This window comes from Flagellimonas flava (genome assembly GCF_900129665.1).
GTDB classification, from domain to species: domain Bacteria; phylum Bacteroidota; class Bacteroidia; order Flavobacteriales; family Flavobacteriaceae; genus Flagellimonas; species Flagellimonas flava.
Map to the genome: position 1 here is coordinate 283,411 of NZ_FQWL01000001.1, position 21,899 is coordinate 305,309.

Here is a 21,899-nt window from a genome sequence, read left to right on the forward strand (position 1 = left end):
AAAATCAAAGAATTAAAAGTAAATCAAAATGAAAGCAATAAACAAAATTTTAGTAGGACTAACATTGCTGGTAGTATGGTCAGCCAGTGTTACAGCTCAAGAATTAAAGGTAGAAGCGGTATCTTCTGTAAGCATTGATGAACTTCCCGAATACGTGGTTGTTACTTCAGAGAATACCAAACTTATTGGGGGAATCAATATAAACATTGATTATAAAAAATCTGATTATGAAAAGGTTTTAAAGGAACTGGAATCCTTACTTCAAAACAGGAAAAAACTTCGAATCAGAAATCAAACCGATTTATTGAACGCCATGTCCAAACTTGGCTTTGAGTATGTCAATGCCTATAATGGCAAAGAGAACAATATAAGTCTTGGTTCAGGAAAGGATGTAGAAGTAATCGGTGGTCAGGCCAAGTACCGTGTTAACATGGTATTCAAAAAGAAGGAAAAGTATCAGAGTTGATTTAAAAAAGAAACGAAAACCAATGAGCACAAACAGGTTACGATTGAGCTCATTGGTTTTTAATTTTATGAATGCCTATAGACCCGAACAACTAAGACGAATAGACCTTTTTAAAAGGGAATTTTGGTCAACTCAAAACTCTTTTTGGATTCAGGAGTCAATCAAATATTTTTCGAACAAATATTCCTGGATTGGTATCCTTGTTTTCATAATTCTTTCCAATACCTGCGAGATTCAAGGCTAGACCAAATTGCCAGTCCCGATAACCTGACCCTAATCGCACACGTTGTACACTGGCTATATGACCAGACGTATTGAAGTTGGAAAACAACTCCAAGCTTGTATATAAGATCCAGGTATCCGTCAGTTTGGGAGTATATCTTACTATGGAAAACCAACTGTATGACAAGTCTGATTTAAGTGCTATTGCAGGCAGCGCATAAATCATGAAATTTTTACCATTCTTAAAATAGTGAACCCCGAGATCAAGGCCTGAGGAAGTAGTGGAAACTCTTCCAAGTAAGGTGCCTCCGACACCTGTCTTGGAGGTGTAATTTAGATAGGCGCCTGTAAAAAGATTCGTATTGTTGTTCCCATATTCTGCTGTAGCCCTTGATCTGGTGAATAGGGTCCATTTGTATTTATCATCAAAAGGCTTTAGCCATTGCAGATCTATAAAAATCCGTTTGGAACCTGGCATAATCTCAATACTCTGTGAAAGGCAATTGTTGAGTGGAATTATCAGTATCAGGCTTGTTAGAAAGTTCTTCATGTTGTTTTTAACTGCTGCTTAGAACCTTTGATTTCTTCTAGTCGATTGTGTTTATGCTGACTATTCGGATAATTGAGCCACCAGCATTCTGGCTACTGCTGCCCCAGAATTTTGTTGTTGCCCTGTTATCAAATTGCCATCTTCAATGGCATACGAGGCGAAGGGGGTCGCTACTTTAAAGGTTGTGTTTTCCAGTTTTTTTGCCTCGTCTTCGATACGGTAGGGTTGAATTTTCATACCTACGGCTTCATCCGCAAAATCCTCTTCTGCATTGGCAAAACCCGTCCAGGTCTTACCAGAGATCACTAAATCACCATCTGATTTTCTGGCCTTCAACAGTAGCGTAGTGGAATGGCATACAGCGGCGGTCGGCTTGTTTAATTCATAGAAATCCACAAAAAGTCTTTCCAAATCTTTGTTGTCCCGATAAGTGTACATTGGGCCTTGTCCCCCAACTAAGAAAATAGCATCAAAATCTTTAACGTTGACCTCGGTAAGTTTTTTGGTGTTCTCTAGCATTGTTTTAAAAGATTCTTGCTGCATATAACCAAGTGAAATCACATCGTGGGCAGAATAGCCACTTTCATCGGTCGGGTCGGAATACCCATCCATAACCAATTTGCCGCCCGCCGTTGAAACTAGTTCAACTTCATAGCCGGCTTGTTGAAACACGTGTAACGGATGTGTGAGTTCTGCAGCCCAAAAACCAATGGGCCAACCGGTTTGTTTGGAAACTGTGGGACTACTGGCCACCATCAATATCTTTCCTTTGAAAGGCGCACCATGAAAATGGACGTAATCTTCTTTTTCTTTTACCTGTGTTGTTGTTTCAATTTGTTTTTTTGAGTCGGTATCGGATTTCTTTTTTTCTACTTGTCCTGCGCAACCGATAAATAGAAGTGCGAAGGAATAAAAAGTTGCTCTTGAATATCTCATTTTGAATATTATTTTGTTGACACAAAAGTATCAATAGGTCCTATTTTATTGATGAATTGCTATCTTTGTTAGTAACTAACATAAATGTAAGTATGCCGCAATTCTTAAAGGACAACAAAAAGTATTACACACCAGTGGAATATGTGTTTGCCAAAATCGGGGGAACCTATAAAATGCCCTTACTTTGGCGATTGAAGGATAAGACCTGGCGCTATTCTGAACTAAAGGAAAGCATCGCCCATCTATCGGATAGAATGCTAAGTAAAAATCTCAAGGAATTATTGAATGACGGATTTATAAACAAGGAGGTCATACCAGAAGTTCCTGTTCGTACGGAATATTCCATAACCGAAAAGGGCATGAATTCTATTCCCATAATATCCATGCTTAGGGACTATGGATTTGAGCTAATGAAAGATGACGGAATCAAACATTGATCACAACGATACTGAAAAAGAACAATAGGTGGGAACCAGTTTCTTGTTGTTAATCAGAATAAATGGCAATCCGAATATTGGTTTGCATCCATTCTGCTATGGGGATAAGCATGCAGATATCTTAGTTGACTTCGGAAGTTTCGAGTTTTCCCCGTTCTGAATGTTGCCCATTTCTAACATAAGCCAAAAGACATACCGAAATGACAACGATGGCAAGAACATAAATAAAAGTTGGGATGGGAAGTGGGTCTCCAGCGGCATAACTATGTAATCCGGATAAGTAATAATTGACTCCAAAAGAAGTCATTATTATGGAGCCAAAAGCTATCACACTGGCAGCATTCAGCACATAAGTGCTCTTCAATGAGGGGACAAATCTTAAGTGGAGCACAATGGCATAGATTATTATGGAGATCAAGGCCCAGGTTTCCTTTGGGTCCCATGCCCAATACCGTCCCCACGACTCGTTCGCCCAGATGCCTCCCAAAAAGGTGCCCACCGCCAAAACAAACAAACCTATGGTCATGGAAATTTCGTTGATATAGGTTAGCTCCTGGATTTTTAGATCAATAGTTGCACCTTTGGATTTAGTTTTGAAAATCATCAACAGCAGTACCATAAGACCAAGTATTGCCGATAATGCCAAGGGCGCATAGCTGCTAACGATAGTGGCCACATGTACTTTTAACCAAAACGATTTGAGTACCGGCATCAAATTAGTGATTTCAGGACTCAGCCAATCCAAATAACTAACAAATAGCAAGGAGCCGGTGAACAAGGTAGAGAGCGGTAGTGCAAAATCAGATTTTCTATAAGTAAGTAATCCACAAAACATCAACACCCATGCAACAAAGACCAACATTTCATACCCGTTGCTCCAAGGTGCGTGTTGCGCCACATACCATCGTAGCATAATATTTCCAGTGAAAACCAGAAAACCAATCAAAGAAAGGATTATCATCGTATTCCATAAAACGTTAATCACAGACTTTTGAATAAAAATCTTGGCCAATGCCAAAAAGAGCATGATCAGCCCCAAGGTGAAAAAAACCTGAAACAACCAAAAATTGAGGTTCATTTGATTGTACCATAATTCGGCCTCTACCCTTTGGTCATTAGGTATGATGTGATTTCCCAGAGTAGCTTGATAGGTGTCAATATAGGATAGTTTTTCGGTAGCTGCAGCCCATTGTTGTTTGACCACATCATTGAAATAATTTGGTATTATGGTTTGCACAAAACGCGCATCTTCCGGAGGGAAATCTTCAAAATGATGAGTGTAGCTGAACCAAGTGTCCTTGATGTCGAGGCTATTGGGGAATATCTTCAAATAATTCCCAGAAAAAATATTGAAAAGAATATTAAAGCGTTCATCAACCTTAAGCACCTCTTTGTCAAACTCATTTTGTTCTGCAGGTTTTTTTGCATTGGCCGCTTCTACAACCTTTGTAAGCACGTACTCTCCCTTTGGATTGATTAAATCATCGAAAGCAATGAAATCATCATCATTGATTTTAAGTTTTGCAAAGAACTCACCTCCCTTTTTGGAATCGATTTTTATAATGGGAATATGCTGCCATGCCTTTGGAGCTACATGCATGGCCAAGAATACCTGATTGGCATCCAAGCGGATGCGTTGTTGTTCACCGTTAAATTTGTAGTAAGGTTTACGTGATACTTTTCGCAAAAACTCGGAAGCGAGTGTATTGATGGGTTTTATCCTTCCATCCAAATCCTGAACCATCAAACGACCAAAAAGATCAGCGTGCTGTTGATCAATTTGTTGTTGCGATACCAATACCGAAATGGGAACGATATCCTTTTTTTCCTGACCGGGAAGCTGAGGGGAAAGGAATCCAAAAAGAAGCAGGGTGACCAGTTGTTGTTCCTTTCGTTTTAGTTTGCGAAGCTTTTTGTTGATATAAGCAAAGCGAGACTTTTTCCCGAATAGGGTAAAGAACATCCCAATCATCATTAAAAAATAGCCTAGGTAGGTCACATTGGTTCCAATAACGTCATGATTCACCGAAAGGACCGTGCCCTTTTCATCCGTGTCATAACTCGCCTGATAAAAACGATAGCCGCCATGATCTAGAACATTGTTCATAAATATCCTGAATGGAGTTGCTATAGCGCCATCAATTACAGTGACTTCACTGGCGTAGGCCGATGGACTTTCAGAACCTGGGTAGCGCTCAAGCTGAAAATCGTTAAGTTTTATGGAAAATGGCGTACTGATGGGTTTGGCGCCATAAGACAGGGACAATATCACATCATCCACCATAAGCTCATGGGTGGTAGGTAAAAAGCCCTCCCTGTACAATAGTGTTGCTTCCTTGGTTTTACCATTTACATCGACATTCAGCGCTAAGGCGTCATCCTTTGTTTGGTCATTGTCCTTTGGTTTCTCAGAGGTACTTACCAATGCAATCTTTCCCGAAGGATGAAACGAAAGTGGAACAAATGAAAAATCTCCAGAACGATATAAGGTCCGCAACTGTAGGGTCTGCAGCGTATCTTCTTTTATGGTACCCGCGGTTTGGCCGGCCATGACAAAAAAATCCATGGGATGAGGTGAGTGTACTTGGAAAACGCCTTCCTTTTCCAAAATATTGATGATATCGCTGCCTTTGGTTTCAAAACCGATTTTGTGTTTATGACTTCCAATCTCTTCTTTTTCGCCTTTCTTTAGAAAAAGGGTTTCCCGACCATTGCCAGAAGTAACCACCAATTGCAATAGGGGAAGACCCTCCTCGGGATCGTCGATTATTTCCGGAGTAGCATCCGCCACGAATTCTTTGTGGGAAATCCTTATCGTGTTCCCATCCAAATGGGTTTGCATGCTAAAGGAATTGTCCTTCAATGGGGAGAAGTATATCTCTTTCTCCAAATGAGTGGTCTTTTGGTTTTTGGAGATATGGACCTGAAGGTAATTCTGGTCTGAAATAATGGTATTGGATGATGCTCCTTCACGAATGCGCATAATACCCCCATAGGAATGATAGCGTGTAATGCCAGCACCCAAAATGATAATAATAAAGGCCAAATGAAACAGTAAAATGGCCCATTTATCCTTTCGCCAGAGCTTGTACTTGAAAATATTCGCTGCAAAACAACAAGCCAGACCGAGGATGACCAGCTCAAACCACTTGGCATTATAAATTTTTACCCAAGCCGTAGCAGTGCCAAAATCGTTTTCAACAAAGGTTGCTATACCCATTGCCGTTGCAAAAACCACGAGCAAAAGCAAAGCAAGTTGAGGTGAGGAAAAAATACGGTAGAGATGCCTCATGGAGAGAATCTGGAAAAGGATGGATTGAAGCGTTTTATTGGTCTAGCATGCTTACTTCTTTGGAGTCCATGGCATCTTCGCGGGCCTTGGCCTCTTTCAGCCACTTGGGGAGTAATGTCTTTTTAAATTCCTCTTTTTCCTGAACCAACTTTTCCATATCCAAACCGATGAACTCTTGGGCTTTTTCCTTGGTAGCTATATCGGGCATGGGTACGGGTTGGTTAAAACCTAACTCTGCCAAAAGCCTAACCAATTTAACTCTGGCTTCTTGGGCAATGTTGAGCCCTCCACCTATAACCCTGGCCGTTTCCACCGGGGAGTGGAAGGAAGCTCCGTGCGAAGCTGCCGCATAATCCCATCGCCACTGTGCATGTCGAATGTCGTTAAGGATGGCTTTCATTTGTTCCTCGGTTGCCCCTAAATCCCAAGCTTTTCCGGCTTCAACGTGGGCTTTTACCAGCAAATCTTCAAGTTTCAGTCTGTTTTCAGTTGCCTTTTGTTGCCGTTCGTAAACATTGGTCATTAATTTCTTGGCTTCCTGTCTATGGCAGACCTGGCACGAATTGGCAATATTGTTCAAAGGGGATTGCAGATGGTGATCTGTAAATTTTTGCCCCCCTTCGCTCTTGTAGGGCATATGACAATCGGCACAAGAAACCCCGCGATCGGCATGAACCCCTGTTAGATATGTTTCGTAGCCCGGGTGTTGCGCCTTCAACATGGGAGCCCTACTGATTTTATGGGTCCAATCGGTAAATTCAAGGTCATCATAATAGGTTTCCATTGCTTCTACTGTCATCCCGTTTTTCCAAGGAAATACCAAGTAGGGAACACCTTCTTTTCCCGGTATTTTTTTATTGAAATAATATTCTACATGACATTGGGCGCAGACTAGTGAACGCATTTCCTGGTGTGTTGCCTTATTGATATCTTTCCCCATGGCATCAAATGCCTCCACCAGAGCGGGGCGTGTGATACGAAGCTTCATGGATTTTGGGTCATGACAATCGGCACAACCAATGGAATTGACCACTTCTGGGCCTTTATCGGCCCATTTACCGCTGTAAAACTCGTCTATTCCCTTTTCATCCATTAATCTTGGAACATCAGGACTTTTACAGGTCCAACAAGTTGCAGGCATTGGACCATCCCCGGGCCCTTTGGGGCCTCCAGTACGCAAGGTATTATGAATGTCCTCTATGGCGTAATAATGCCCTCGACCTTGGTTGTAATCTTTTGAAAAACCATATCCGGCAAACAATACCACCAATCGAGGATCTTCTTCCAACATATCTCGCATGGCGGACCCTCCTTGATAGGATGCAAAAGAACTCTCGGAAGTTTGCAGCCACGACTGGTATTCTTTAGGGTAGTTCTCTCCCCAGACCTCATTTCGAACTTCGTTTTCGCCAATATCCACCTGGGGAACGTATTGGTACTTTGCTTCACTTTTTCTATTGATTACGCTTGATGCCAGCAGGCCGAGCAGGAATACAACAACTACGGTAACAATGAATAGTACTTTGTTTTTCATGACGTTCGGTTTATTCTGATTCCATTTCCTGTTGCAGCCAAGAAGGAATTACTAGTTCTTCTTGATTAGTTGGCAATGGAGCAATATTATATTTTATGGTGGACATGCCGTGGATTCTCCCATGCGGTACTTCTTTGTGGCAGCTCCAACACTGTCTGTCCGTTCTGTTCTGTCTGTGATTTTCAATAAACCCATCGTACTTACGCTGTGTGACCTGTTGCACATGACAACGAACGCAGTTGTTTTGTACAACCTCCTGAGATCCTTCTCGCATGAAAATGACCTCGGGCTCTGCCCTTGCCGTAAAAATAGAAGCATGGTATAGGCCGTCCATCGCCTTGAAATAATAGGCGTTAAAAACATTATCCTGTGGAACATGGCAACCATTGCAAGAGACCCATTCACGATGGGAGCTATGCATCCAGCTGTTGTAGACTGGGGTCATCACATGACAATTTACACAGGCTTGGGGATTATCGGAAAGGTAGGACACGACCTCGCCTTCTTTCATAAGAAAGAAACCAAGGCCCACAATACTGGCGGTAAGCACAACAGCTGTTGTGCGCCATCTTGAGCCCCTATTTGGCCATAACCTTTTAAAGAATTTCCGCATAATACCTGACATTTAAATATAAGCATTTGTAGGATACCACTGGCGAATTGTGAATTAAAATAGGTTGGAAAAAACCCCAGCACTATTGGTTGGAATTTTGTTTTAAGTCCGTTTTCAGAAGTCGAGGTGCAATGATCAATTGTGCCCATGCCCAATTATTGGTATTGTCGTTGGGCCTACCGCCCTTGACCAAGCTCATACTTTCTGAGGCAAACATGTGGGAATAACCTAGATTGAATTTTAATGCTTTGGAGATTATCTGAGTATAGACGATATCCAACTCTGTACCTAGGTACTTGTCCGCATCATTCAATAGATTGGCATTGGATAAAAAATAGTGGCCTTTAACAAGTAAGTTGGATTTTTCTCCCGTTGTAAAAACAACCTTACCGTAGAAATCGTTCAACCCCACATTGTTCGCATGGTTGCCAACGTAGAAATAATCCATATAACCATTGAATTTATGGTTGGTTCCATAAAGAGGGAAAAAGGATTTGTTTTTACTGTCTCCGTTTTGGTCGGTGCCACTTAAAAGTTCCAGCCCAAGGCCGTATAAAGTATTTTCTGGTTTGTAACTTGCCTCGATGAGCAATTGATAAGCACTTAGGTCTGTTGTGGCATTAGCTTTTCCAAATTGATAGTACAAACTGCCACTTAGATTCACTTGTTCTATGGGAAAATTAAAGTAGGAACCGGTGGTGTGTCGATAAAAAACGCCGTCTGGTTGATCTTCGTTGACCCCGGTGAACTTTTGAAAACCAGTATTCAGGAACAAGAAACTAACTGAGTTATTTTGCCATTTCTTTTTTAGATAGGCATACTGCATGGCTTTATAGGTGAAAAAACCTTGGATATTAAATACGCTTCCTTCGTTGACTTGTGCTTCCTGACTGAAGGCGAACCCAAGGTCCATATCGAATCCCTCATCAGAGAATTTTAGCAGGGCCGCATCATGAAACCTACCCTGCATAGCCCAATCCAACCCGCCAAAAATGCGTTGATCGTCATAAGAAATTACCTGTCTACCAGCTTTTAAGGACCATTGTTCGTTTAAAAACACTTGGCCCCACGCCTGAAACAGTGAAAATGAATCATTGCCATCAATTGGAAGGATTTGCCTGGTATCTCCCCAAGTGCTCACATCTTGAACGCTAAGAAAAATTTTGAACAGCTCCTCCTGATATCCAATGTTCAGCCTAGAGCGTTGTGCAACAAAGGCGGCGGGATCGGCATCATTTGGGAAAAGATTGTTGAAGCCATGACGGTATTCAAAACGAGCTCTTAAATCCGCATCTACAGTTAATTGGGAGCATAGTTGGCCAATAAACAAAAAAAATACGAACAGGGAAACGGAGATGTTTTTTGAGAAGGTCATATGGTTGATGGATTTAGAGATGTATTAAAGTTAACCAAACCTTCCGGATGAAATACTTTCCACATTGGATTTAATCCAATCGATGCACTCTTATTACCCTTAGACGGACTCTACGACCCAGCTAGCCATATGAGAGCGTATTGGATGGAAAATCATGTTTTTATGGTGTGCCAACTCTATTTTGGAGCAACTTTTTTCTTCCATTGCTCAAAATCTATATTTATCTGCTTATTGGTAGGTGGATACAGGCCAATTATTGAATTACCTTTACGGACTTTTTCCATCACAAATTCTTCATATAAAGTCATTTGCAAACCTTCTTCGGCTACTTTTTCTGCTAAATATGCAGGAATGACCATTACACCATCAGCATCCCCAATTACATAATCCCCAGGGAAAACGGCTACATTTCCGCAACCAATTGGTTCGTTTATGGCAATGGCTTGATGCAGCGTAAGATTGGTGGGAGCTGAAGGGGTTTTGTGGAAACTTGGAAAGTTTAGTTGGGCAATCTCGGCGGAATCCCTAAAGCCACCATCGGTAACTATGCCTGCTGCTTTTCTTTTCATAAGTCGGGTCACCAGAATGGAACCGGCAGAGGCTGCCCTGGCATCTTTACGACTATCTATGACCAATACGTGTCCTTCGGGACAGTGTTCTATGGCCATACGCTGTGGGTGCTTCGGATTCTTAAACACTTCAATTGGGTTTAAATCCTCTCGTGCAGGGATATAACGTAAGGTAAATGCTTGTCCAACCATGGGAGCGCCATTGGTATGTAGCGGTTTTACCTCATGAATGAATTGATTTTTTAGTCCGTGCTTAAATAGGCAGGTGGCCATCGTGGCGGTACTAACCTTTTTTAATTTGTTGGTTATTAAAGTTGTTTTATCCATGGATGTTTTATTGCTGAAGGAGATTTTTGTGTTAAAAATTTGTCAAGTATTCAAATATACATATATTTGGTAAACCAATCTGGTTAACCAATTGTAATTTGAAGGACTTTTCCCTTGTCAATACATAATTGTAGTTTGCCGGTATAGGAATCTAAGAAACACTAGGTAAAAAATTATTAAGGTGCCAGCGATTTCATAAAGCTGCATAAAACCCAAACAAAACACTTTTAGTAAACCAAGCCGAAAGACTATGCCAAACATTAAGAGCCTTAAAACATATAAGTCCACCTTTCTAAAGTATGTCCTGTTAATGGGTTTTATTTCATTATTTGTTGGGTGTTCCGAAAGGAAAAAGAAAAATATCAGCAATCCTGAAAGGGCTCAAATTGGGCTAAACGCGAATGACGTAATTCCATTTTTTAAACATTGGAATTTGATTTTGGGTGATGGTTCCAATGTTGGTCAGGCAACCAATTTTGAAGATGAGAATTTCTTTTATACCGCAAGCGATGATAAAACCGATTGGGTGGTTTTTAAAACCCCCAATGCTGGTAGTACCCATGGAACTTCGAACAACACAAGAACAGAATTGGCACAGCTGAAAAAATGGTCACCGATGACGGACGCCAGAATGAGTGCCACGCTTAAAGTCATGAATGTGGCCTCCACAGGTGATGCCAGTGTTGCATCAACATACGCTGTGGTTGTTGGTCAGATTCATAGTGCAGATGGGCATGAGAACGAACCCCTTAAGATATTTTATAAAAAATTTCCAGGCCATACCAAAGGTTCCGTCTTTTGGAACTATGAAATAAATACCGCTGGAGATGATAATTCAAAACGATGGGATTACTCTTATCCCATTTGGGGCTATGACTTTTCTGTTGTAGGTTCGGATGAAAACACCTATCCAGCAGAACCACAAGATGGGATTGCCTTGGGGGAGGAGTTTAGTTATGAAGTTGAAATCAAGGAGGGAACCATGTATCTTAAATTCACAAGTGAAGGACATGAAACCAAAACATTCGTCAAAAATCTTATTGCTACTGAATATGCCAATCGCTCGGACCTACCGGAACAAGTTGAAAACCTTTTTGTACCTATAGGACAGGATGGCATAGAGCGGGTAAATGCATACGCGGATGAAGGGTTGTTTTTTAAACTGGGTTGTTACAATCAGACCAATGGAAAGGACCCAAAAGTGAATAAAGTCTGGTGTTCGGGTGCCGAAACACATGGAGGTGACATCCAAAAACAATATGGGGATGGAAACTATGCTGAAGTATGGTTTAAATCAGCCAACATCATCATCAGTGATGATGCCATTTCAAATGAAGGCTATTTTCTGGCCAACGACGGGTTAAGCAAGAAAACCGTTTATCCACATGAGGTAATTCCCTTTATGGACAAGTTTAAAATACTGATGGGGGATGGGACCAAAGTAGATGATTTAACCCAGTTCCAACAAAAGGATTTTTTCTATACGGTCATAGATGGCACAAGGCGTTGGGTGGTGTATAAAACCCCGAATTCAGGAGTTACTTCAAAGAACTCCAGCAATACCAGAACAGAGTTGCACGAAAAAAGGGAATGGACACCGGAAGAAGGGGGAAATCTAACGGGTACATGCAAGGTAATGCAAGTTTCCACTTCTGGAGATGCAAGAGTGGCAGCTTCCTATTCAGTTGTAGTGGGACAAATCCATGGTGGAGAAGGTCATGAAAATGAACCTTTAAAGATATTTTATAAAAAATTCCCTGGCCATACCAAGGGTTCCGTTTTTTGGAATTACGAGATTAATACCGCAGGCGATGACAATTCGGTGAGATGGGACTATTCCACCGCGGTTTGGGGATATGACATGTCCAAGATTGGTACAGCAATAAATGATTATCCCGCTGAGCCCAAGGATGGGATAGCATTGGGAGAGGAATTCAGTTATGAGGTAAATGTGTATAAAGGAATCATGTACCTCACATTTAAAAGCGAACATCACGAAACTAAAACCTTTATCAAAAATTTGGTCGCATCCGAGTATGCGACCAAATCGGACCTGCCGGAACAGGTAAAAAGACTATTTGTGCCCATTGGCCAAGATGGAACAGAACGGGCTACAGCTTATAAAGGTGAACTGGGTTACTTTAAACAAGGTGCCTACAACCAAACCAATGGAAAAAGCCCCGAAACAAATAAGGTTTGGTGTGCAGGTGCGGAAACCTATGGTGGAGACATCCAGAAGCAATATGAAAACGGTTGTTACACAGAAGTGTGGTTCAGGGAGGCTACGGTGGGACCAGGGCAGCCGCCAAAATAAAAATAGTTTAACGACTTTAGGACTAACGATAGCATAAAAGTAATATGGAAGCATTTGGAGCAAGCAAAGAATTTATAAAAGGAGCAGACCTGGATTGGGAGGTTGTTGGAGAAGGACTAAAAAGAAAAATCATGGGCTATGACGATAAGATCATGTTGGTTAAAGTGCACTTTGAAGTAGGTGCGGTAGGCCAAATGCACGAACATTACCATTCCCAGGTCACCTATGTGGAAAGTGGGAGTTTTGATGTTACCATAGACGGAAAGACCCAAACCCTAAAAGGAGGCGATTCATTTTATATTCCGCCTCATGCTATGCACGGTGCGGTTTGTACAGAGGCTGGGATCTTGATAGATGTCTTCAGTCCTATACGAGAAGATTTTATGCAGTCCTAAGTTTTTAGGACATCGAAGTTCCACAATGGGAAATTATACCCACAGGAACAGACAAATCCATAGAATTTTAACATTTAAATGAAAAAATCGTTTTTCATTAACGATTTTATAACATATATTTGGTAATCCAAATTGGTTAACCAATTTGGATTACCAATAAACAAAAAACACAATCCATGAAAACATAGCACAAAAAAAAAGGACAGGTGCACGCCTATCCTTTTTAAATCTTACTTCTTATGGGAGGGAAGTAAAACTCAAAAAATACACGATTAATGTATAATTTGAAGAATTCAAAAATAGTCAAATTCCTCAACACTTTTACATTCACTTCGTGTTAATCCGATGAACATCTATGCATTCCCTATCAAGGAAAGGCAATTGACTAAACTTTTGAAATTAACTGAGAACAAATGAACTTAAAAACAAAACTAATTTGGGTTTTGGCATTACTTGTCAATATCCAACTTTTAGCACAAGACATTACTGTCACGGGTACTGTTACGGATACTAATAATGTTCCCATTGCGGGGGTCAACATTATTGTCGTTAATACCACAAATGGGGTCCAAACAGATTTTGATGGCAATTATAGTATAAGTGTTAATTCTGGTGACACCTTACAATTTTCCTATATCGGTTTTGCAACACAAAACATAGGTTTCAATGGCCAAAGTGCCATTAATGTGACCATGCAAGAAGACACCAGCCAGTTGGACGAGGTGGTCGTTATTGGTTATGGAACACGAAAAAAATCATCATTGACAGGTGCAGTGGCAAAAATTGAAGGTGGCGAAATCGCAGCCATTCAAGCGCAACGTGTTGATGAGGCCTTGGGAGGTAAGCTTTCCGGAGTACTTATTCAGAACCAAGATGGCGCACCCGGTGCGGATCCAAAAATTCAAATCAGGGCCGCCTCGTCAATCAATGGTAATTCAAGCCCACTAATAGTAGTTGATGGATATCCAATTTCCGGTAGTTTGGCAACCGTTAACCCTAATGATATAGCGAGTTTGGAAGTACTAAAGGATGCAGCCTCAGCTGCTATTTATGGTTCTAGGGGCGCAAACGGTGTAATTCTTGTAACTACAAAAAAGGGAAGGACCGGTAAAGCCAGCTTTAGCTATAACACCTATGTGAGCGTCTCAAGCAGATATCTAAAAGATAACATTAAAACTACCTCTGGAGACTACGCTGAAATTGCTAGGGCCAATATTGCTAATGGGACGTTTAATGTATCCGATTTAGATCCTGCTATTGTTGATTATAGACTTAATGCATTTGCTGATTCACCGGATGTGGTGGGTGTCGAGGATTGGTTCTTCAGAAATGGGTTCAGCACCAATCATGATTTTAGCATGAGCGGGGGTACTGAAGATGTGAAATACTTTGCTTCGGTAGGTTATTTAAACACGGACGGCGTTGCAATTACCCAAGGTTTTGAAAGAGTAAATGCAAGGTTGAATATCGATGCCAAATTGGGAGATAAGTTTAATACCGGGGTCAGCTTCAACGGTTTTATATCTGATAGAGATATTGTTGGGCATGATATGCGTGATCTTTTAAGGGCATATAGCGTTCATCCAATTTACCATACCGAAGCGTCAATTGCCTTCGTTCAGCAGTTGGATCAACAAGCCCAGGCATTGGGACTTGCATCCTTTGATTCGGGTTTTAGAGGTGGTGCAGATGCCCCATGGAATAGTAGTATCTATACATTAGAACCCGGAATGACTGCGCAAGACTGGCACTACGGCAGAAGTGGCAATGGTATTGGTGGTTCCGGTGATGCCGGTCCTGCAACTAAATTGGACAATACAGACCGATATCAAAAAACCTATTTTGGAAATATCTCCTCCTATTTGCAATACAGTATTCTGGATGGATTGAACATTAAAACTGTTCTTGGAGGTGACTTAAGGGATACACAAGATTACTTCTGGCGAGGGTTGGAGTTTGATTCTAGGGCAAGAAGTACACAAACCGCTTTAAATCAAACTGATGTAAAGAGATCTTCGATATTGAGTGAAACTACGTTGAATTACGCAAAAGTAATTGGCAAGCATGATATATCAGCGGTTGCGGGTCTTGAATTTCAAAACTTCTACATCAGGGGAACTGCCCTACAAGGGTCAAATGTACCTTTCGGGGATATCATCAACTTTAATCTATTAGAACCCGCAGATATTGCGGTAACCGAGAGAGACGAGACCATTTCGAGAAGAAGTGTTTTTGGACGGATAAACTATGCATATGATAATCGCTTTCTGCTTTCTGCTTCTGTGCGGAGGGATGGTGATTCACGTTTTGGCGCCAATAACAAATATGAAACCTTCCCGGCACTTTCTGTTGGTTGGAATGTTCACAACGAATCATTTTGGAAATCCGATGCATGGAGTCTTTTAAAGCTGAGATTTAGTACTGGATCTTTAGGTACCACTTCAGACTTGGGAGCCTATAACTCCTTGAGTCTATTGAATCCGAGTGCAACTATTTTTGGCAACGGTTTCTTAATACCATCGGATGTAGCCAACGATGATTTGACTTGGCAGACCAATACAGAGACTAATTATGGTGTTGATTTAGGTTTTGCGGGAAACCGTTTTCGCTTGAGTGTGGATTACTATACGTCCGATATTGAGGATATTCTAATTAACCAAAGTGTTTCGGAAGTATTGGGAACAACTTCGATTAGGCTAAATTCTGGAGATGTAAGAAGTTCAGGATTGGAGTTTGAGCTTACAGCCAATTTGGTGCAAAAAGAAGATTTCAGTTGGAGCCTTGGAGCCAATTTATCAACTGTGGATACGGAAATTACAGATTTAGGTGGACTTGATGAATTACCACAGACCATTTACGGTCAGAGCGGAAGAGGTCCAGTTTTTAGAAATTATGTAGGAGGAGAAATAGGTGAAATGTGGGGGATTGAAACCTCTGGTGAAGTGGAAATGGAATACCTCTCCAACCCAATAGAATTTCCCGACCAACAGAGTGGCTGGAGCTATGCGGTTGATCAAAATAATGATGGCGTAATCGATAGAACAAGAACCGTTGAAGAAGGAGGTGACTTGGTAAAAATAGGGCAAAACACTCCCGACTTTTACTGGGGACTAAATAGTAATTTCAGCTATAAAGATTTTGACATGTCATTTCAATTTCAGGGAGCGCAAGGAGGTGATGTCTATAACATCGACCCGCTTTATTACGGTTCTCAATGGGGTAGGGCACTTCGAGATGGTTTTGATGCGGATGATGATGGTTTAGCAGATAACAACGGTCAACCTTATGTCAGAAACAGAGATCAAACTGATGCGGTAATACAGGATGCATCCTATGTGGCATTAAGAAACCTCACATTGGGGTATACCATTAATTCTGATTTGATCAATAAGATAGGTATGAATTCTGCCAGGATCTATTTGGCTTCCTCAAACCTATTGTATTTATGGGGAGACGATTATACTTCATTTAACCCTGAAGGTGTTGAGACGACCAATAGCGGTTATTTAGGTCCAACCACATACGGAGTACAAGTAGGAGCAAGTCCAATTGTTAGAAGCTTCACACTTGGTTTAAATCTTAATTTTTAATTAGCAAAAAAATGAAAACAGTATATAAATTAACATTGGGATTATTGCTGCTATCGATGGCATGCGAAAATGATTTGGACCAAGTTCCGCCAAACATTGCCAGTGCCGATTCTTTGGAAGATTTTACTGGGGTTTTGAATGCCGCATATTTCTATCAGCTTGGTTCAGTTACGCCAATGGCGGTCATGGGGGATTTTAGGGCAGACAATGCGTTTATGTTTGAAGCCCCGTTTACTGAGTTTGATGAGTTTGATGCAGATTTACCAGCGATGGAGGATCAATTTTTTGGGCCTTTCTATACCGCGCTGTATAAATCTATTTTGAGTGCCAACAACGTAATTGAAAATTCTTCTGACAACACGGACATTGGTGAAGCTAAATTTTTAAGAGCACTGTCTTATTTTAAGTTGGTTCAGGTTTTTGGTGATGTAACGGTCAATTTGTCCAGTGCACCGCCCACAAATGATTCATCTATTTTGGTTAGGCAACCGGCAGCGGATGTATACAACAACGTTATCATTCCAGATTTGCAAGACGCTATCTCTGCCCTAGGTGTTGAAATTGTTAATGGCAGAGCTTCTAGATTAGCGGCCCAGGGAATTTTGGGTAAAGTATACGTACATCTCGGAAATTTTGTGGAAGCTGAGGCACAGCTGGCAAGCGTTGTGAGTGGGGCTGCGGCAGCGAACATAGAATTACAGACAGACTTTGCCACTATATTTGGCGTTGATAATGATTTAAATTCGGAAATCATTTTTGCCACGCAGGTATCGAGCTCGATTGTTGATGAATATGGTTTCTCCGAGTTCTGGTCTTGGTCCGGCGGACTTGATACGAAGTCTTTGATGCCACTTGATGCAGATTTGGTTGCTGCCTTTGATGCCAGTCCAGGTGATTTGAGGCGAGCGGTTACCATCGACGAAGCGCTTATGGCCTCACCGAAATTTCCACAAACAGGTGGGCCAGACCATGACTGGATCGAGTTGAGATTGGCAGACGTAATTCTGCTTTTTGCAGAGGCGTTGAATGAAAATGGTGATACTTCGGGAGCTCTAACAGAATTAAACAAGATTCGTGCTAGAGCGGGATTGGCAAATTCAACGGCAACAACACAGGCTGAAGTAAGACAAAGCATACAGGATGAAAGGAGACTGGAACTGGCTTTTGAAGGCCAGAGGTGGTTTGATTTAGTGAGAACAGGTACGGTAGATGCTGAAATGGGTCAAGCGGTTAATCCCAATTATCACTTGTTTCCTGTGCCTATTTCCGAGGTACTTGCAACCGGAGGAGTAATTACCCAAAATCCTGGATATTGATTTAAAAATTAAAGAAGTTTTTTATTAAACATTGGCCATTAACAGATGGTAATTTGAGTTAGTTTAGTTTGGCAAAGTAAGACTATTGGTCTTTGGTTTAGACCAATAGTCTACTTGTTCCAAAAAAGACAAAAACAACTTGCAGGATGTTAGGTTTATTTTATAAATTTAACAAACCAATCTGGTTAACCAATCTGGTTCTAAATAATAAATATGAGGGTCGAAATACTGACGAAGAGCGAAATTAACGAGGTTCAAAAGGATATTATTTCCAAGCTAAAAGATTATATCGAATATAAAAATCTGGAACCAGGCGATAAATTGCCTTCCGAAAGAATGTTATCTGAAAAATTCAGCGTTAGCCGCAGTAATATTAGGGAGGCCATTCAAAAATTAGAGTTTTTTGGCATATTGAAATCCCGACCGCAAAGCGGAACCTTTATTGCAAATATTGGAAAGGTGGCAATGAGCGGTATGATGGAAGATATTTTGAGATTGGAAGACCCAGATTTTAAATCGTTGGTGGAGACTCGAATTTTGTTGGAACTTAAAACAGTTCGTTTGGCCTCATTAAGAAGAACCCAAGAAGATTTAGCGAAAATGAGAGCGGCACTTGACGCCTATAAGGAGAAAGTACTGAATGGGAAAGATGCGGTTGAAGAAGATTTGCTGTTTCATTTGGCAATTGCCCAGGCAAGCAAGAACAGTACGATGAATACCTTTATGTTAATCATAACTCCCGAAATCATTACAAACTTTGAGAAATACCATGTTTGCGATGCCAACTTATCATTTAACGGCATTCAGGAACACGAAAATATTTTCGAGGCGATAAAAGACCAGGACCCGCAAAGGGCCAAGAGAACGATGAAGACACATTTTAAGGTTTTATACCAGTATTGCTATAATACATAAGATTGAATTGGTCAAGAACAAAATTGCACGCTTTTGTTTTTGATGTTTTGAAATATTCGGAGGGAAGAAAATTTAAACAGATACGATAATGTTTTCCATCAGTTAGGGAATCCGTATTACATGATTAATTTTCAGGAGATTAGATGAAATGGTTATAGCGCTGTGCTATTGTGCCTTGGAAATACTCTCGCGCACTCCTCTAAAACAATAAGAAATGAAGTTAAAAGGCTTACGTTGGTGGGTAATTGCATTGATTTGTGTTGCCACGGTAATAAACTACATAGACAGAACGGCATTTGGTGTGATGTGGCCAGAAATGGGCAAAGATTTGGGCATGGATGAGGCCGATTATGCTGTCATGCTCAATGTGTTTATGATCACCTATGCGCTTGGAAAATTTCTGTCTGGTAAGTTATACGACCAAATTGGAACGCGACTAGGGTTCGTATTTTCAATCACACTTTGGTCGGCTGCTGCGGTACTGCATGCCTTTGCCAGAGGTTTGGTGTCTCTTTCCGTGGTTAGGGCCATGCTAGGATTGGGTGAGGCAGGCAATTGGCCCGGTGCTGTAAAAAGCAACGGCGAATGGTTCCCAGTTAAGGAACGGGCCATAGCCCAGGGAATATTCAATGCCGGGGCATCTTTGGGAAGCGTTATAGCACCAGCTTTGATTGCCTTTCTGTATGCCCAATTTGGATGGAGAACCACCTTTATTATTCTGGGTCTTATCGGTTTTATCTGGATAGTGCCATGGTTTGTAATTAATAAATCAAAACCGGAAAAACATCCTTGGCTCACAGAAAAGGAGCGTAACCTAATTCTTGCCGATCGGATTGCACCATCTGAAGAAGACAAAAAGGACAAGGGACTTCCCCTGCATAAGATTTTAAGCTATAAAGAATCCTGGGGTGTATTGGTTTCGCGGTTTTTCATAGAGCCTATCTGGTGGTTGTTCGTAGGCTGGATGCCTTTATACCTAAATTCCAAATTTGGCTTTAGCATTGAAGAAATTGGGTCCACTATTTGGATTTCATACCTCGGGGGTATGGCAGGAAGCATTTTAGGCGGGTGGTTCTGTGGTAAACTTATGGAAAAACACGCTGTTGACTACGCTAGAAAAACCTCAATTTTAATAGGCGGACTCCTCATTTTCTTGGGCCTTTTGGGAATCATATTCTTTGTGAAAGGCAATAACCCAATGACCTTCATTTACATTGTGGCCTTGGTACTTTTTGGGTTTCAGTTTGCCATTGGAAATATCCAAACCCTATCAAGCGATTTGCTTAAGGGACCTTCCGTAGGAACGCTGGCAGGATTGGCAGGAACCATCGCCGCGGTTTCAGTGATCATCATGAACTGGCTCATTCCAAAAATCACTACGGTTTCCTATACCCCTGCATTCATAATAATAGCAGTATTGGCACCTTTGTCAGTACTATCCATATATATTTTGATTAGAAAGATTAAACCCGTCGAACTCGATTCGATATAACGCACATTAATAAAAACAACACATGATATCAAAAGGAAAAGTAGCCGTAATAACGGGAGCAACAGGAGGCATCGGCTTTGAAGTCGCCAAAAGACTCGGACAGGACAATTATACTGTCATCTTAAATGGGATTGAGGATGATGCCGGAGCTCAGCGGGTAAAAGAACTTACCGCAGCGGGTATCACTGCTGAATATTACGGTTTTGATGTGACCGACGAGGATGCCGTCGGTAAAAGCATCACTGCAATTGGTGAAAAGTATGGAAAGATAGATGCTCTGATCAATAATGCTGGAGGACTCGGTGGAAGATCCCGTTTTGAAGACATGACCACTGAATTCTATAGAGGGGTTATGGCCTTAAATCTAGATTCCACTTTTTTTGTCTCCAGGGCGGCTATTCCATTTCTTAAAAAAGGAGATAAGGCTTCCATTATAAATTATACCTCTATCGCCGGATGGAATGCCGGTGGACCAGGAGCAGGAATTTATGGAACCTCCAAGGCTGCAGTACATGCCATAACCAGGGCATTGGCCAAAGATTTGGCAGAGTACGGAATAAGAGTTAATGCAGTGTCGCCAGGCACCATTGACACTCCTTTTCACACGCAAATAAAATCGACCAAACCTGAGGTTTTTGCCTCTTGGAAGAACAATATTTTATTGGGTCGGTTAGGGCAACCAGAGGATGTGGCATCCGTGATTTCCTTTTTGGTGAGTGATGACGCTTCGTTTATGACAGCAGAAACCATCCAAGTAGGTGGCGGACAAGGTTTAGGAATTTAAACTACCAAAATGGGCAAACTAAAAGGCAAAATAGCACTGGTAACCGGGGGTTCAAGAGATATTGGAAGGGCCATATCCATAAAACTTGCGGCGGAAGGAGCGAAAGTTGTGGTTAACTACCTCAATTCGGATACCGGAGCCAAGGAAACCGTGGCAAAAATCCAATCCATGGGACAGGAAGCCATTGCGGTAAAGGCAGACGTTTCTAAGCTTAATGATATTGCAAACTTAAAAGCAAAGGTGGTGGAAGCCTTTGGGTCCAAGATTGATATTTTGGTAAACAATGCGGGCGGTTTGTTCGCCCGTAAAACACTACAAGAGTTTGATGAGGAATTTTACGAACTGGTTATGAATGTAAATTTCAAATCCACAGTTTTCGTCTCCCAAGCATTTGCACCTTTGATGGATAAAGGTTCGTCCATTGTCAATATCTCGTCCCAGGCCGCCAGAGATGGGGGAGGTGGAGGCTCTGCGCTGTACAGTTCTTCCAAAGGGGCCGTGACCACCTTTACACGAGCTATGAGCAAAGAATTAGGGCCCAAAGGCATTCGTGTGAATGCCATTTGCCCTGGATTGATTGGAACCAAATTCCATGACGACTTTACCAAGGATGAAATCAGAAAAAAGGTTGCAAGCGTGACTCCGTTGCGTAGGGAAGGAGCAGCAGAGGAAGTGGCTGATTTGGTGGCGTATTTGTCCTCGGACGAAGCCTCTTTTATCACTGGAAACAATATCGATATCAACGGAGGCCTAGCTTTTAGTTAAGGATTTT

General features: G+C 41.5%; 17 protein-coding genes. 10 read left to right on the forward strand and 7 right to left on the reverse strand.

All coding sequences use genetic code 11. The features are described 5' to 3' along the window. Positions 1-28 precede the first annotated feature (28 nt). Entirely contained in the window at positions 29-466 is a 438-nt protein-coding gene (locus BUC10_RS01380) for a hypothetical protein (protein ID WP_073176125.1), read from the forward strand. 157 nt (positions 467-623) lie between these two features. On the opposite strand, the gene BUC10_RS01385 is transcribed toward BUC10_RS01380, so the two are convergent. Continuing rightward, positions 624-1,238, reverse strand: coding sequence for a hypothetical protein (locus BUC10_RS01385; RefSeq protein ID WP_131819028.1), 615 nt, complete (start codon positions 1,236-1,238; stop codon positions 624-626). Between the two features lie 60 nt (positions 1,239-1,298). Next, positions 1,299-2,174 carry a type 1 glutamine amidotransferase domain-containing protein gene (locus BUC10_RS01390; RefSeq protein ID WP_084732497.1) on the reverse strand — a complete coding sequence of 292 codons (876 nt, stop codon included), beginning with the start codon at positions 2,172-2,174 and terminating at the stop codon, positions 1,299-1,301. 92 nt (positions 2,175-2,266) lie between these two features. On the opposite strand from BUC10_RS01390, the gene BUC10_RS01395 reads away from it, so the two are divergent. Then, positions 2,267-2,611, forward strand: coding sequence for a winged helix-turn-helix transcriptional regulator (locus tag BUC10_RS01395; protein ID WP_073176127.1), 345 nt, complete (start codon positions 2,267-2,269; stop codon positions 2,609-2,611). A 121-nt stretch (positions 2,612-2,732) separates the two neighbouring features. Here BUC10_RS01395 and BUC10_RS01400 read toward each other — a convergent pair whose 3' ends face one another. The 5 genes from BUC10_RS01400 to BUC10_RS01420 all read right to left on the reverse strand — a co-directional run bounded on the left by BUC10_RS01400 (position 2,733) and on the right by BUC10_RS01420 (position 10,321). Next, positions 2,733-5,903 (reverse strand): cytochrome c biogenesis protein, encoded by a 3,171-nt coding sequence (locus BUC10_RS01400; protein ID WP_073176128.1) that lies wholly within the window; start codon positions 5,901-5,903, stop codon positions 2,733-2,735. Positions 5,904-5,937: 34 nt separating this feature from the next. Next, positions 5,938-7,437 (reverse strand): ammonia-forming cytochrome c nitrite reductase, encoded by a 1,500-nt coding sequence (gene nrfA, locus BUC10_RS01405; protein WP_073176129.1) that lies wholly within the window; start codon positions 7,435-7,437, stop codon positions 5,938-5,940. 10 nt (positions 7,438-7,447) lie between these two features. Then, a complete protein-coding gene (nrfH, locus tag BUC10_RS01410; RefSeq protein ID WP_084732551.1) occupies positions 7,448-8,050 on the reverse strand; it encodes a cytochrome c nitrite reductase small subunit in 603 nt (200 codons plus the stop codon). 82 nt (positions 8,051-8,132) lie between these two features. Then, positions 8,133-9,425 carry an alginate export family protein gene (locus BUC10_RS01415; protein WP_073176131.1) on the reverse strand — a complete coding sequence of 431 codons (1,293 nt, stop codon included), beginning with the start codon at positions 9,423-9,425 and terminating at the stop codon, positions 8,133-8,135. A 176-nt stretch (positions 9,426-9,601) separates the two neighbouring features. Beyond that, a complete protein-coding gene (locus BUC10_RS01420) occupies positions 9,602-10,321 on the reverse strand; it encodes a ribonuclease activity regulator RraA (RefSeq protein ID WP_073176132.1) in 720 nt (239 codons plus the stop codon). Between the two features lie 250 nt (positions 10,322-10,571). On the opposite strand from BUC10_RS01420, the gene BUC10_RS18045 reads away from it, so the two are divergent. The 8 genes from BUC10_RS18045 (at position 10,572) to BUC10_RS01460 (ending at position 21,892) form a co-directional block, all read left to right on the forward strand. Further along, positions 10,572-12,635: a polysaccharide lyase family 7 protein gene (locus tag BUC10_RS18045; protein ID WP_084732498.1), complete on the forward strand. Its 2,064-nt coding sequence runs from the start codon at positions 10,572-10,574 to the stop codon at positions 12,633-12,635. Between the two features lie 44 nt (positions 12,636-12,679). Next, the gene (locus BUC10_RS01430; RefSeq protein WP_073176133.1) at positions 12,680-13,030 is read left to right on the forward strand and encodes a cupin domain-containing protein; all 351 of its coding nucleotides are present in this window, start codon (positions 12,680-12,682) and stop codon (positions 13,028-13,030) included. A gap of 413 nt (positions 13,031-13,443) precedes the next feature. After that, positions 13,444-16,620, forward strand: coding sequence for a SusC/RagA family TonB-linked outer membrane protein (locus BUC10_RS01435; RefSeq protein ID WP_073176134.1), 3,177 nt, complete (start codon positions 13,444-13,446; stop codon positions 16,618-16,620). Positions 16,621-16,631: 11 nt separating this feature from the next. Further along, a complete protein-coding gene (locus BUC10_RS01440; RefSeq protein ID WP_073176135.1) occupies positions 16,632-17,936 on the forward strand; it encodes a RagB/SusD family nutrient uptake outer membrane protein in 1,305 nt (434 codons plus the stop codon). A gap of 213 nt (positions 17,937-18,149) precedes the next feature. Next, positions 18,150-18,851 (forward strand): FadR/GntR family transcriptional regulator, encoded by a 702-nt coding sequence (locus BUC10_RS01445; RefSeq protein ID WP_073176136.1) that lies wholly within the window; start codon positions 18,150-18,152, stop codon positions 18,849-18,851. A 214-nt stretch (positions 18,852-19,065) separates the two neighbouring features. Continuing rightward, the gene (locus BUC10_RS01450; protein WP_073176137.1) at positions 19,066-20,343 is read left to right on the forward strand and encodes an MFS transporter; all 1,278 of its coding nucleotides are present in this window, start codon (positions 19,066-19,068) and stop codon (positions 20,341-20,343) included. Between the two features lie 22 nt (positions 20,344-20,365). After that, positions 20,366-21,127, forward strand: a complete 762-nt coding sequence (locus BUC10_RS01455; protein ID WP_073176138.1) for an SDR family NAD(P)-dependent oxidoreductase — start codon at positions 20,366-20,368, stop codon at positions 21,125-21,127. Between the two features lie 9 nt (positions 21,128-21,136). Continuing rightward, positions 21,137-21,892, forward strand: a complete 756-nt coding sequence (locus BUC10_RS01460) for an SDR family NAD(P)-dependent oxidoreductase (RefSeq protein ID WP_073176139.1) — start codon at positions 21,137-21,139, stop codon at positions 21,890-21,892. Positions 21,893-21,899 lie beyond the last annotated feature (7 nt).